The organism is Streptomyces sp. NPDC057963 (assembly GCF_042887155.1).
Taxonomy (GTDB): Bacteria; Actinomycetota; Actinomycetes; order Streptomycetales; family Streptomycetaceae; genus Streptomyces.
Genome location: NZ_JBHVPX010000009.1, coordinates 160201 through 174192, shown reverse-complemented (window position 1 = coordinate 174192; position 13992 = coordinate 160201). Strand labels below are relative to the sequence as shown.

Below are 13992 nucleotides of genomic sequence, written 5' to 3'. Positions count from 1 at the left end.
ACCCCGCTAGGACGACGCACGGGAAGCGCTCCTGGCCGGATCCGTCAGCTTGTACCCCACACCGAAGACGGTGAGCAGCCGGACCGGCCGACGCGGCGCGTGCTCGATCTTCTTCCGCAGGTTCATGATGTGCACATCGACCGTGCGGAGGCTGATGTACCGGTCGAAGCCGTGCAGCTCCTCCAGGAGCCGCTGCCGGCTGAAGACCCGCTCGGGCTCCGCCGCCATCGCGGCGAGAATCCGGAACTCACCGGGCGTGCACTCCACGAACCGCCCCTCGACCGACACCTCGTGCCGGACCGGGTCGACCAGCAGCGCACCCACCGCCAGTGCCTGGCCCGCGGCGGGATCGGCATCCGCCGAGACCCGCCGGGCGCGGCGCAGCAGCGTCCGCACGCGTGCCATCAACTCACGCGGGCTGTACGGCTTCGTCATATAGTCGTCCGCGCCGAGATCCAGGCCCAGCAGCAGATCGTCCTCGGTGCTGCGGGCCGTCAGCATCAGCACCGGCACCTCCCGGTGCTCGGCGCGCAGTACGCGGACCACGTCCAGACCGTCCGCCCGGGGCATCATCACGTCGAGCACCAGCAGATCGGGCTCCCGGTGCCGGACCTCGGCGAGGGCCGCGAGGCCGTCCCCGACGACTCTCACCGCGTGCCCCTCGTGTTCGAGGTATCGGCGTACGAGTTCGGCCTGCTTCTCGTCGTCTTCGGCGACTATGACGTTTGCGCACACACGGACGATCGTAGATGAGCTCGCGAGGGTCCCTCGCGGTGTCGGACCGCCGCGTTCGACCGTGGAGCGGATCACCGGACCATAGGCTGGACCCGCAGACACAGGGCGACGGGGGAGGGAGTACGGGTGAGCAGCTGCGGTACGGAGGACGAGGGGGCCGTGCACAACACCCTCTCCGGGGACGCGGTGGTGGCCGGTCCGCTGGTCATGGCCAGGAACGTCGGACAGATCGTCCTGCCGCCCGGCGCGCCGGGCATGCCACCGAGCCAGGTGCCGCCGCCCAGCCGCTGCTTCGTCAACCGCACCGCGGAGTTCGCCGCCCTCCGCGCGGTCGCGGCCTCGTATTCCGTGGAGCGGTCGCCCGGCATCGTCGTGGTGACCGGACTGGGCGGCGTGGGCAAGACACAGCTGGTGGCGAACTGGGTCAACGAGGACGTGAAGGAACACTGCCCGGACGGCCAGTTGTACGTCGACCTCGACGACTACCGCCGGGACGGCGCCGTCGACACAGCCGGGGTACTGGCCGGATTCCTGCGGGCCCTGGGGGTGCACAACCAGTACGTGCCGCCTGGGCTCGCGGAGCGGACGGGACTGTTCCGGAGCATCACGGCCGGTCGCGCCGTGCTCGTCGTCGCGGACAACGCGCACCACGCCCCGGAGGTGCGGCCCCTGATGCCGCCCAGCGGTCTGCTGGTCGTCACCAGCCGCAGGCGCCTGCCCTCGCTGGAGATGGACGGAGCGGTGTCGATCGTCGTGGACCCGCTCGACGTGGGAGCGGGCGTGCAATTGGTACGGCGGTGGCACGTCACCGCCGCCGAGGACGCCGCCGCCGAACTGGTACGGCTGTGCGGCGGGTTGCCGCTCGCCCTGCGCGCCGTGGGGGAGTGGCTCGCCAGCCGCCCCCAGCTGCGCCTCGACGACGTGGTGCGCGACCTCGCCGCCCAGCACGGACACGGCGCGGGCGAGGAATCGCGGGAGACCGACGGAACCACGACGCGAACGGGCGGAGCGATGACGGGCGACACCGGTACGGGAAGCGTCGGGGCCGCGCTCGACACCGTGGTCGACGGATTCGACGACCGTGCGCGGCAGCTCTACCGCCTGCTCGGGCTCCTTCCGACGAAGACGGTGACCGGTGCCGCGCTCCGGGCCGCCGGTGCGGTACATGTCGACGACGCCCTCGGGGACCTGCTCATGGCGCACCTGGCCGTGGTCGTGGAGGCGCAGGACGACGGTCCCCGCTACCGGCTGCACGACATCGTCCGGACCCACGCGCGCCTGCGGGCGGCGGACGTTCCCCCGCAGGAGCGCCGGGCCGTACTGGGGGCGGTCGTCGGCTTCTACGCCGAAGCGGCAGCACACGCGGACGCGCTGATCCTCGGCGCCCGTTTTCGACTGCAGGCGCCTCCGGCACGCTCACTGGCCGAACTCGGCCTCGGCGCACCGCTCTTCACCGACCGGGCCAGTGCCCTGGACTGGCTGGACGCGGAGCGCGCCAACCTCGTCGCCGTGCTGCGCGTCGCCGCAGGAGAACGGTGGTACGACGCCGTGTGGCGGCTCTGCGAATCGCTGTGGGCGTTCTACCACAGCCGCAAGGACTACGCCGACTGGATCGACGCGCACCGCCTCGGGACCGAGGCCGCCCAGCGGGAGGGCCGACCGGACGTCGAGGTCCGCATGCGCAACCAGCTGGCCCGCGCCGAGTACGAACTGGGTGAGTTCGAACGGGCCGGACACGAGCTGGCGGCCGCCTCCGCCCTGCTTGATCTCGTCGACGACGCCCGGCTGAGCGGAGTGGTGTGGGAGACCCAGGGGCTGATCGCACTGTCCCTCGGGCGTCCCGACGACGCCCGCCACCTCTTCGAGCGCGCGCTCCGGGCCAACACCGAGTGCGAGGACCGGCACGGCATCGTGGTGCAGAGCTACAACATCGGGCAGGCCCTGGTCGCGGGGGGCCGCTGGCAGGAGGCCCTCGACGTGCTGGACGGCGCGGCGGCGAGCGCCCGCGACAGCGGCGACGACGCCATGCTGCCGCGTATCGGCCTGGTCGCGGCCCGCGCCCTGATCGGCCTGGAGAGCTGGGGGCGAGCCGTCGAGACCGTGGTCGCGGCGGCGGATCAGGCCGCGCGGTCCAAGCTGTACGCCAAGCTCGACCAGGCGCTCTCGCTCCTCGCGGAGCTGGCGGAGCGGACGGACGACACGCCGCTGCGGGAAGCCTGCAACCACCATCTGCGCGAACTCCGCCGACGGCTGGGCATGGCACCACCACCGGCCGGGTGACCCGCACCGACGACCGCCACCGCCCATCCCCTTCACTGTTCCGGAGCCACTGTTGACCTTGGTGCCGTCGAAGCTGCGCCGCCGGGCGGCCGCCCGGTCCGGCCGGTCCCGCTGGAACACCTGGGAGCCGCCGAAGGCCGCCGTCCTGGGGGTGGCACGTACCCTCACCTCCGCGACGCGGGTGCTCGACGTCATGCGCCTGCTGCGTGCCGAGGACGGCATCGAGAAGTACTACACCGTCAACCCGGGCTCGGCCTTCGGCGACGGGCTCGGGGAGTACCTCCGCGCCCTGGGCGTACGGGTCCTCACCTGGGAGGAGGCGACCCGGCGTTCGTTCGATCTCGCCGTCTCGTGCTCGGTGCACCCGACGATGAGACGGCTGGACGCCCCGCTGATGGTCCTGCCGCACGGCGCCGGATACAACCGTCTGGTGGCGGAGTCCACCGGGGACTCCCGGGTGCCCGCCGGGCTGTCCCGCCGCGAACTCATGTGGCGGGGCAAGGTGGTTCCGGCGGCCATCGGGGTCTCGCATCAGGAGCAGATCGACCGGCTCGCCGTGACCTGCCCGGAAGCGGTTCCGTACGCCGTGACCGTGGGCGACTGGTGCTTCCAGCGGATCCGGGCCAGCATGTCCCGCCGCGATCACTACCGAGCGCGGCTCGGCGCCGTCGACGGACGCCGACTGGTCGTCATCCACTCGACCTGGAGCAGCCACTCGCTCCTCGGCCGCCATCCCGGCCTGCCCCTGCGACTCGTCACCTCGCTGCCCGCCGACGAGTTTGCGGTCGCGGCCGTCTTCCACCCCAACGTCTGGGCACGCCACACCCCTGACGGCGTGTTCGACCGGCTGGCCGAGGCGATGGACGCCGGACTCATGATCATCCCGCCGCAGGAGGGCTGGCGCGCGGCGGTGGTGGCCAGCGACTGGGTGGTGGGCGACCACGGCTCCACGTCCTTCTACTCGGCCGCCGCCGACCGGGTCACGCTGCTGGCCGCGACCGGGCTCGACGAACTGGATCCCGCGTCACCCGCCGCCGCGTTCGCCCACCGGGCTCCCCGGCTCGACCCCGACGGGGACGTGTACGCCCAGCTCATGGACGCGGCACGGGGCTACGACCCCGAAGACCTGAGACCGGTCGTCGACCGGCAGCTCGCCTCCGTCGACACGTCGGGTGCGACGACACAGGAACTGATGTACGCGTTCCTGGCGGCGCGGGGCGTACGCACGCCGCGCCACGCGCCGCACCCCGCCCCCGTCCCGGCCCCCGAACCGGCACACCATCCCGCACCCACGGCCTACGACGTCACCGGCGCCCACGACGGGACGGGAACCGTCGACGTCCGGCGCCGGCCGCTGGTCGTCGGGGACCACACGGAGGCCAGGGGGTTCTACGCCGTCACGGACGAGGTGAACCACCTGCTGTGGAGACAGGCCGCAGAGGTCGTCGCCCGGACCGGGATCGAGGCCGAGCTCCCGGCCACGGAGTGGGCCGACCGCGAGAGCAGGCGCTCCGAGCATGCCAACGTCCTGGTCGCGGCGGTCGATCCGACCCGCTGCCTGGTCCGCCTGCGCGGCGGACGCGAACTGGAGGCGCGCACCGAGCGGCCGTGGGGGACACGACGGCCGCCGCTCGACGCCGTGGTTCTGGGCGCGGCCGTCAACCTCTGGCTCACCGACACGGCGCGGGGCGGGGACGAGGACCTCACGGGCGGACTGTCGGTACGGACCGGGGACCGGCAGATCCGTGTGACGTTCTCGCCCCGCGGAACCGGTGGCCCGCCGCCGGGCGGAGACGGCCCCGAGCACGGGTAGCTCAGGGCGGCGGCAACGACGGATGTCCGGCGCGGGCGGCGCGACGCTCAGGAGCGGGCGCGCCCTTGCCGCGCTCGGCGGCGGACGCCGGGACGCGCCCGAGCGGTGACGGCGGACCCCGCGGCCCGGTACTCGCCGTGCCACCCGTGGCCACCGCGCCGAACACGGTGCCTTCGTACCCGCGAGTCCCACCCGTTCGCGAACGCACCGCGCAACCGGCCGCCGGCAGCGCTCCCCAGGCCGGGATCGCGCGGCGGGGCGCACGGAGGCCGCTGCTTCCGCTCCGGTGCCCCGGCCCTTGCCACAGCAGTCGCCGCCTGGTCTTGTGTACCGCGGGCACCGCGGGTGATCCATGACGAGGCCGCGACCGGGACGCGCGCACCAGCGCGCGGGCACGGCCGCGCCGGGGAGAAGTGTGGAATCAGTGACCGGACACGAGGTACGGGGCACGTTGCCCGAAGGGCTCGGCGCCGCGATACGGGCCACTGCCGAGGACATCGCCGCGCTGCTGCGCGGGGTTGCCGACACGAGCGTCCCGGTGCCCGGCTCGGAGTGGACCGTCGGACAGGCGGCAGCGCATCTGGCGCAGGCCAATGAGCTGATGGCCGACCTCGCGGCCGGGCGGGAACGCGCCTATGGGGACGGAACGCCGCAGGGTCTGGCGGCGGCCAACGAACGTGCGCTCGCCGCCTTCGAGGAGCGGGCCGCCGATCCGCTGGCCGCCCTGATCGTGACGCACGCGCAGGCGTACCTCGCGGCGGTGGGCCGGTGCGCGACGGACGAGAACACCACCGTGGTCACCCCCCTGGGCCCGATGAGCCGGGCGGTGCTGGGCTCGTACCTGCTGACACACATGCTCGGCCACGGCTACGACCTGGCCCGTGCGCTGGGCCGCCCGCACATGATCGACCGCACCCGCGTCGAGCTGTCGCTGCCCTTCCTGACCACGGCGATGCCCCGGGTGACCGATGCCGCCGCCACCGCCGGGCTGACCGCCCGCTACACGATCCGCCTGCGGGGCGGCGCCCGCTTCGGCACCGCCTTCACCGACGGCGCCGTATCGGTCACCCCGCAGCCGCCCACCCGCCCGGACTGCACCATCCTCACCGAGCCGGTCACCTTCTTCCTGATGGCACTCGGCCGCTGCGACCCGTGGGGCGCCATGGCCCGCGGCCGTGTCCTCGCCTGGGGCCGCAAACCCTGGCTCGCTGCCCGCTTCCCGAGACTGTTCACGGCGCCGTGAGGGGCGGGCGGGTGGGCCCGGCACGCGCGGCTGCGTCCGCCCGGACCCCAGGGCACCCGCCTCGCCGGACGGCCGAACGAACCGCCCGGACCGGACCGGGACGGTCACCATCGCCGTGTCCGGGAGATGCCGACCTCTCTGCCGCTAACGTTGATCCGCACGGTGGCAGCGGCGGTGCCGGGGAGGGCGCACCGCGCGGAACACCGGGAACGAGGAGTGCGCGACATGCTGGATCCCACCTCGGTGGCGGCAATTTCGGCGGTACTCGGCGCGGTTGGTTCGGGAATGGCCAACGAGGCCGGCAAATGGGCCTGGGAGTCGACCGGCGGCTTCGTACGGAGAATCGTCGGGCGGGAGGTCCCCGCGCCCGTGGCGCCGGGTGAACGGGACGACGTGGCCCGCATGGTCCACGAGCAGATCCGCACGAACCCCCAACTCGCCGCCTCCTGGAACGCGTTCGCGGCCAGGGTGCACGGCGGACCGAATCCGGCGCGGGCCGCGCAGTCGCACCTCCCCGCCTCCGTGAGGTTCTTCACGGACCGCAGGGAAGCGATGAGGCAACTCCAGCGCGAGGCATCCCGGCGTGCGGACGGAAGACCCCGCCTCGCCCTCGTGCACGGTCCGGACGGCATGGGTTCCAGCACGCTCGCCGTGCACTTCGGTTCCCGGCCGACCCGTCTCTTCCCCGACGGGCAGATCTACGCCGACCTCGGCGGCGGGGGCGCCGCGAGCGCACGCGACGTCGGCACCGTCCTGCGCGTGCTGCTTCGCCAACTGGGCGTGCGGGACGAGGAGATGCCCACGGCGACCGACCGGCTCGGTGAGTTCTTCCGGCACTGCGTGTCGGACCGCAGACTCCTGGTCGTGCTCGACCACGCGCACTCGGCGGCGCAGGTCAGGCCGTTCCTCACGTCGGCGCCCGCGGTCTTCACGATCGTGGTCGCCCGGACCCCGTTCCCCGGTCTCGACGCCGTACGGGTCCCCGTCGGTCCGCTCACGGACCGGGACGCCGTACGGCTGCTCACCGACATCACCGACAAGTCCACCGTCGCCGCGGCCCGTGCCGCGCTGCCGTCGCTGCTCGCGCGCTGCGGCGGATCCCCGTACGCGCTCCGGGCCGCGGCGGACCGGCTCTCCGCCCCCACGCTTCCGCCGCGTCGGACCGGCACCGACACCGACCCGGTCCAGGGGGCGGCAGAGGACAACTACCGGCTCCTCGCCCCCGAAGCCGCCAGGCTGTACCGGCTGATGGCGCTGCGCGGCTGGCCCGCCTTCGACGCCACGGCGGCCGGACGGACCACCGGCCAGGACCCCGCTGCCGCGGTCGAACTCCTGGCGGACCTGGCCGACCGGATGCTCCTGGAGCGCAGCCGGAGCGGCAGCGACGACGGGCGCTACCACTACCGCCCCGGAGTCCGGGCACACGCCGAGGCCGCGGCGATCCGCGAGGACGGAATCGCGGCCTGCTCCGCCGCTCTCGCCCGCACGCTTCTCGCCTATACCGGCCTGGCGGCATCGGCGGCCCACCAGGCACTTCCGGAGAGCTGGCGCGTCCCGGAGCCCGTCGGCGACCGGACCGGGCAGAGGTACGAGAACCGGGGTGCCGCCCTGGACGCACTGCTCGCGGAGTCGGGCAATCTGGTCGAGGCCGTTCGCTGTGCCGAGGAGTCCGGCGACCCGGACACCGCCGTGCGCCTGTGCCGGTCCCTGTGGCCGCTCCAGCTCAAAGCGGGGCACCACGAACTGCTGCTGCCGGCGCTGCGCATCGGAGCACGCCTGGTCGACAGCCATCGTCCGGGAAGCCTCGACGCTGGGGCGCTCCATGCCCAACTCGCGCATACGTTGACTGAGTTGGGGCGCTGGGAGGAGGCGGAGGCCGAGACGCTGGCAGCGGCACGGGCCGAGGAGTCGGCCGACCACAGGCGAGGCCACGCCTCGGCCGTGGAGTTCCTGGGCCTGCTGAGGCTGCGTCAGTGGCGTTACCAGGACGCGTACGAGTGCTTCGAGGAGGCGGGGGACATCCTGGACACGCTGGGTGCGCACGATGAGGGAGTCGCCGATCTGCCGCGCGCCCAGGCCCTGTTGGAGCGCCATCGCGGACGAGCTCTGCGCGGGCTCGGGCGGAGCGAGGAGGCCCGGGAGAGACTGGGCACCGCGCTGCGCCGCTTCCGGGCGAGCGGTGACACCTACAACACGGCCCGGACGCTCACCGATCTCGCCGAGACCTGGCTGGACGGGGAGGACACCGAAGCGGCGCTGCCCCTGATCGACGAGGCGATCACCACGCTCGACGGCCAGCGCGCGGAGTATCACCTCTCGCATCTGCGGCGTATGCGGGAGCGCTGCATCACCCCGTAAGCGGCCGCCCCGCTTCTGGTGCCCCCTCACCCGGGGGTGCCAGAGGTTCGACCCGCACGCGGTGCAGCCGGGCGCCCGTCCGCACGGAGAGCCCTTCGGCCACCACCTGCGCGAGCCGCGCGGCGACGGCGGCCGGGTCATGGCTGCCCGTGGCCAGCCAGGCGTACAGGGCGGAGGCGTACGCGGCGGGGTCCGCACCGCGGATGTCACCCGCGTCGACGGCGGGCGTCGCCGCCACTCGCAGCGGCTCCTCGCCGCGCACCCGGACCACGCACGCGGACGGTCCGGTCACATAGGCCGCGAGCGAGCAGCCTTGATGGCGGCGGAGCACCTCGGCGGTCCAGGCCGACGGGGACCCGAACCGCGGATCGTCGGGTGCCCCGTTCCGGAAGATGACATCGGCGAGATCCAACTGGTCCACGTCACGGGTGTCCTCGTGCACGGCGACATGTGCTTCTCCGCCGCCGTCCGCGCCCGCCTCCTGCGGCGTTCCTGTCCAGCGGCTGACCGCGATCGTTCCGGGTCCGGTCACCCGCGACAGCACGCGCAGGGGGAGGGTGACCGTCCCGGGCTCGAAATCGGGCAGTGCGAGCGGCTTCAGGGAGGCCGGCCGACCGGGCTCCGGCGCACCCATCATCGCGTAGAAGAGTCTCCGCAACCGGACTGCGGATTCGCCCGGGACGGAGGTGGTGAACTCGGCAGGCCCGGCCAACAGCCGGTGGCCGCCGATGAGTTGCCCGATCTGCGCCGCCAGTGACCTTTCGTGGTCGAGCCGTGGTGCCTCTCGCATGAACGCGGAGACGGGCGCATCGGGATCGAGGGCGTCGAGCGGTGCGGCCCCCAGCAGTACGGGAGTGCCGAGGGCGGCCGCGTAGTAGGTGACGGAACCGTGGTCCCCGATGACGGCATCGGCGGCCAGCAGGGCCTGCCGCCATCCCTTCAGCGGATCGATCAGCGCCAGTCCGCCGCGCCGCGCGCGATCGAGCCAGGCCCGAATCTGGCCGGGCCCGTGGCCGTGCCAGATGTTGGGGTGCAGTACGGCCGCGAACCGGTACTCGTCCACGGGGAACTCCGCGGCGACCCGATCCAGCAGCGCAGCGACGATGTCACCCCCGCCCCGCCCCTCTTCGCCGTCGCCGACGAGTGAGTCGGAGTTCCAGGTCGAATTGAGCAGAACGAGCCGCTGGCCCGGCCGCACGCCCAACGCGCGGCGGAAGCGATCGCGATGGGGCCGGGCCGCGAGCATCCGGTCGAAGCAGGGGTCCCCGGCGAGAACAGCGGTCGGCGCGGCCTCGGGACAGGCGATGCGCAGCCGTTCGTACTGCTCGGGGTGGGAGAGGACGAGTGCGTCCGCGACGGGCGCGCCCTGCGAAAGGAGCCACTCCGGGGCCAGTCCGAAAACGGGCGCAGGCGCCGCCCCAGCCCCCGCTCGCGATCCGGTGTCCGGTGTCCGGTGTCCGGTGTCCGGTGTCGCCAGCCTCTTAGTGTATCCAACGCCATGTGACAGGACGGCCAACTTCCCGGAGAAGACGTCCAGTCGGCCACCGAAGCTGGCAGAGATGACCAGATCCACCTCCGTCTCGGCCGCCTGCTCCCAGGGCACGACCGGCACCCCGGTATCGGCAAGCAGCTCCGCCGTGCCGGCAGCGAACGCCGAGGAGCCCGTACAGGTCACCAGCAGTTGGACACGCCAGTCGTCGTCGAACAGGGGCAGCACATCGAGCAGGCGGGTCGCGGCGGTCACGTTGTGTACGACGACGAGTACGCGCAGACACTTGCCCCGGGTTGCCCACCGCGCGGCATCGTCCCCCACCGGCACCCGGACCCACTCGGCCCGCCCGTACGCCATCCGCACGCCCCTTCCTCCAGTCCGGCCCGGCCACGATAGTCAACCGGCGCGACGCCGTGCCGTCGGGGCAGGCCAGGACGTCCTCAGGCGGCCATCGCCACCGCGTCCCTGCTCAGCGATTCATCGATCGATCGGGACTGGTTCCGGTCGGCGAAGACGACAATCCGCAGCAGGGCGAACCGTCCGATGCCCGCCAGGGCGGACGCCGACAGGTAGACGGCCTGCTCGACCACGGCCGAGGGCTCGGGCCGTACGGCGTGCAGGCAGAGCAACGCGCCCGTCGTGAACGCATAGCTCACGGCGACCGTCACCCCGGATTGAAGATGGACCCCCCATCCCTTCCGCTCGCTCCGGAAGGAGACCCGCCCGTGCAGCTCGGTCGCGATCACCGTGGAAACGACGGTGATCAGCGCGTTGGCGACCGTCATCGGCATCCGGTCGCTGAGCAGGACGAGTGCCCCGCTCGACGCCAGCCCGACACCCCCGCCGCACACGACGAACCGCACAAAGGCGGCGACGAGCGGGTGAGGGGTGCGCGTCTGCCGACGCGATGGGGCGGTCACTGGCGGGCCTCCGTGGGCTGTCGGTTGGAGCGGTGTGCCGATTCCACCGCAGAACCTACGGAGCAGGCGTCGTCCGAGCGACTGGATAAACCCCCGACCTTCCCTGAGAGGCAACCCCGAGAGATCCCTGGGGGCGAACTCGGGCAGGGGGGGGCGACGGACCGGAGGAAGGGGCCGCCGTGGACGGCGGCCCCTGACACGCTTGCTGCGTGCCCGCGCCTGCTACGTGCGCAGCTCCAGAGCGAAGCCGCGGCCGGTGGACACGGACGGCGTCTTGATCTCCGTGACTCCGGTCGCGGGGTCGGTGAACCAGCCGGACCCGGCCGCGGCGAACTCCGTCGCCGAATCCAGCCGGTGCAGGCGGCTGTGGCCCATGACGATCCGTGACGGGGCGTTCTTGCCGTGCACGGTGACATGGTACGTACGCGCGGACGGCTTGCCCGCGTAGCGGCCCACGCTCGCGCCGATGCTGATGGTGGTGCCGCCCTTCTTGCCTGGGGCGGGTGCCTGGACCCGTACGTGCTGGGTGGCCGAGGCGCCCTCGGCGAACTTCCTCGTCACGCCGTCGTCCTCGTAGAGCGTGTAGTCCGTGGTTCCCTGCGGGTAGATGTCGTAGTCGAGCCGGCTCCTGTCCCGTGACTCCCAGGACAGGGTGCCCTCGGGCCACATCGGCACGATCGATCCGCCCTTGACGAACAGGGGCAGGGTGTCGAGCGGTGCCTTGTAGCCGTCGACCGTGGTCGGACCCCGGTAGGTCTTCCCCGTCCAGTAGTCGGTCCAGGTGCCCTTGGGCAGGTAGATGCCGTCACGGGTGTCCGTGTCGCTGTACACCGGTGCGACGAGGAAGTCCGGCCCGGCCAGGAACTCGTACGTGGCGTTCGGTCCCAGTGCCGCCGGGTCGTCGGGGTACTCCAGCGCGAGCGGCCGGACCGCACCGACGCCGGTCTTCGTGGCGTCCTTCGACAGGGTGTACATGTACGGCAGCAGCCGTTCCTTGAGCTGCAGGTACGCGCGGTTGATGGAGGTGTACGGCTCTCCGTCCAGCCACGGCTGCTGGTCGTGCGGCTTCTTGGTGGTGATGTCGCTCGCCCAGCCGTCCATGGTCATGACGGCCGGGAGGAATGCCTTCCACTGCAGGTCGCGGGTGTACATCTCGGGGTCGTGCCGGTAGATGCTGCCGACGTCTCCCGTGTTGTATGCGATGCCGGACAGGGTGGCGCCGGCGTATGTCGGGATCTGCCAGCGGATGTAGTCCCAGGACAGGCTCTGGTCACCGCTCCACAGCACGCCGCAGCGCTGTGCGCCGGCCCAGGAGACGGGCAGCCAGACGAAGCCGCGGGCGTCGCTGTTGTCCTCGATGCCGGCCTTGGCCTGGTCGCAGGCGTCCAGCGCGAAGCCGTAGCCGCCGCCGACCCAGGCGACGTCCAGCTTGCGGACCCGGACGCCGGCCCTGGCCTCCTCGGCCTGGTCCGGCAGACCGCTCTGGGTCCAGAGGCCGAGCTGCGCGTGGTTCTTGTCGAGCCCCGTACCTGCCTGCGGAAGGTTCTCGTAACCGCAGCCGTAGCCGTCGTTGACGAGCATCCACCCCAGGGGCATCCCGTTCTGCACGTAGCTGTCGGAGACCTTCAGCGCGTCCAGGGTGTGGCGCTCGCCCCGGTTCGCGTTGTGGAGGTAGCAGTCGGCGGAACCGGGTTCCAGTCCGTACACCGGCGGCATGAACGGCTTGCCCACCAGGGAGGTGTACTTGCCGATGACGGACTTGGTGTCACCGGTGAAGTAGTAGGCGTCCAGGCGTCGTTCCTGCTGTCCGGTCCGGACCGGCGAGTTGAAGTCGTAGATGCCCGGAGTCATCGTGTTGCGGAAGACGCCGTACCCGGCGGTGGAGATGTAGAACGGCTGGGAGTTGTTGTAACCGCCCTCGTCCCAGTTGGTGTTGTTGCCGACGTTCATCACCCGGCCGCGGTGCGAGAAACTGCCGTTCTGCTCACCGCCGCCGAAGAACTGTTCGCCGGAGCCGCGTTTCAGGCTCTGCCGCATGCCGCCGCCGGTCCAGCGCAGCGGATCGTCCTCCTGCCAGATGGCCGTGCGGTTGTCGGCCTTGTAGAGGCCGAAGCGCAGCGGCTTCTTGTAGACGCGCATCACCACGCCCTCGGAGCGGATCCCGTAGTAACTGCCCGCGTCGAAGGACGTGGTGTGCCGCTGGGGCGTGGGCTGCCGGCGGATCATGTGGCTGTCCTTCGGGTCGGCGAGGACGCCGTCCGGGGAGGCCTGCAACCGCAGTGTGTCGTCGGTGAAGAAATCGGCGCGGGCCTTGAGGGCTCCGGCCCGGATCTCGTACGTGCCGTGCGAACCGCTGAAACGGGTGAGGTCTCCGGCGTCGGTGGCCTCGGGGAGGTACGCCGTTCCGCTGAAGGAGTTGTTGTGCACGTCGTAGGGGACGACGACCACGTGGTAGGTGCCGGAGGCCTTCGGGACGACGGTGGACTCGGGGTCGGCCGTTCCCGCGCTGGAGGCCACCTGTTGGCCGGCCGAGTCGTAGATGTACATGTCGAAGTCGTCCGTGGGCGTCTCCCATTGGATGGAGACGGGCACGCCGCCCTCGGGATTGTCGTCCCACTGGCCCGGGGGCGGGTTCACGGTCAGGTCGAAGCGGGCGCAGACGGCGTTGTCCGGGTCGTCGGCGGGTGTGCCGCACTTGGCGGGGGAGTCGACGGTGCCCTTGGCGTAGACCGGGCTCTGCCACGTCACATGCTTCGTGTTCCCGTCGAGGGTGCCCGACGGCGTTGCCGCGGCCTGTGCCTGCGGGGCCGGGACGGTCAGGGCGGTGAGCGCGAGGACGATCACCGACAGCGTGCCGACCGCAGCCTGGCTGGGGCGGTTCTGAAGGATCCGCAAGGAGTGTTCTCCGTTCGTACCGAACAGCGAAGTGGGCGATGCCTGCGCAGACATGCTTGGAACTCTGGAGATTCGCGCATCAGAATTCACCGTACGGCCGGTGCATGTCAACGTTCCGGTTCGGCGCTTCCTTCCGGTGCCCCGTCTCTGCGGACTTCGCCGGCCCCGGGGTGGCGGTGGGCGCTCCTGGCCGCTGTGGGCGGGATATCCCCGTCCTTATGGTCAACCATGCCCTGAAAACGGGCTCATCTGATCG

Annotated in this window: 8 protein-coding genes; 4 read left to right on the top strand and 4 right to left on the bottom strand. The window is 71.9% G+C overall.

Annotation, left to right across the window (positions count from 1 at the left end; all coding sequences use genetic code 11):
- Positions 1–6 precede the first annotated feature (6 nt).
- Positions 7–735 (bottom strand): response regulator transcription factor, encoded by a 729-nt coding sequence (locus tag ACFVT1_RS22320; protein WP_389798092.1) that lies wholly within the window; start codon positions 733–735, stop codon positions 7–9.
- Between the two features lie 126 nt (positions 736–861).
- Here ACFVT1_RS22320 and ACFVT1_RS22315 point away from each other — a divergent pair, with 126 nt between their 5' ends.
- The 4 genes from ACFVT1_RS22315 (at position 862) to ACFVT1_RS22300 (ending at position 8429) form a co-directional block, all read left to right on the top strand.
- Complete coding sequence (locus tag ACFVT1_RS22315; RefSeq protein WP_389798089.1) at positions 862–3015, top strand: regulator; 2154 nt, start codon at positions 862–864, stop codon at positions 3013–3015.
- 193 nt (positions 3016–3208) lie between these two features.
- Positions 3209–4828, top strand: coding sequence for a hypothetical protein (locus tag ACFVT1_RS22310; RefSeq protein WP_389798461.1), 1620 nt, complete (start codon positions 3209–3211; stop codon positions 4826–4828).
- Between the two features lie 424 nt (positions 4829–5252).
- The gene (locus ACFVT1_RS22305) at positions 5253–6071 is read left to right on the top strand and encodes a maleylpyruvate isomerase family mycothiol-dependent enzyme (RefSeq protein WP_389798459.1); all 819 of its coding nucleotides are present in this window, start codon (positions 5253–5255) and stop codon (positions 6069–6071) included.
- Between the two features lie 225 nt (positions 6072–6296).
- Positions 6297–8429, top strand: coding sequence for a tetratricopeptide repeat protein (locus ACFVT1_RS22300; protein ID WP_389798087.1), 2133 nt, complete (start codon positions 6297–6299; stop codon positions 8427–8429).
- On the opposite strand, the gene ACFVT1_RS22295 is transcribed toward ACFVT1_RS22300, so the two are convergent.
- The 3 genes from ACFVT1_RS22295 to ACFVT1_RS22285 all read right to left on the bottom strand — a co-directional run bounded on the left by ACFVT1_RS22295 (position 8419) and on the right by ACFVT1_RS22285 (position 13790).
- The gene (locus tag ACFVT1_RS22295; RefSeq protein ID WP_389798457.1) at positions 8419–10278 is read right to left on the bottom strand and encodes a hypothetical protein; all 1860 of its coding nucleotides are present in this window, start codon (positions 10276–10278) and stop codon (positions 8419–8421) included. The two genes, ACFVT1_RS22300 and ACFVT1_RS22295, sit on opposite strands and share 11 nt — an antisense overlap.
- Positions 10279–10361: 83 nt before the next feature.
- Positions 10362–10841 carry a hypothetical protein gene (locus ACFVT1_RS22290; RefSeq protein WP_389798085.1) on the bottom strand — a complete coding sequence of 160 codons (480 nt, stop codon included), beginning with the start codon at positions 10839–10841 and terminating at the stop codon, positions 10362–10364.
- A 222-nt stretch (positions 10842–11063) separates the two neighbouring features.
- Complete coding sequence (locus tag ACFVT1_RS22285; RefSeq protein WP_389798083.1) at positions 11064–13790, bottom strand: TIM-barrel domain-containing protein; 2727 nt, start codon at positions 13788–13790, stop codon at positions 11064–11066.
- Between the last annotated feature and the right edge of the window lie 202 nt (positions 13791–13992).

Excerpts from the sequence above, each read along its gene's own strand:
- ACFVT1_RS22295 (WP_389798457.1), bottom strand. The coding sequence starts at position 10,278 with ATGGCGTACGGGCGGGCCGAGTGGGTCCGGGTGCCGGTGGGGGACGAT.
- ACFVT1_RS22300 (WP_389798087.1), top strand. The coding sequence starts at position 6,297 with ATGCTGGATCCCACCTCGGTGGCGGCAATTTCGGCGGTACTCGGCGCG.
- ACFVT1_RS22285 (WP_389798083.1), bottom strand. The coding sequence starts at position 13,790 with ATGTCTGCGCAGGCATCGCCCACTTCGCTGTTCGGTACGAACGGAGAA.
- ACFVT1_RS22310 (WP_389798461.1), top strand. The coding sequence starts at position 3,209 with ATGCGCCTGCTGCGTGCCGAGGACGGCATCGAGAAGTACTACACCGTC.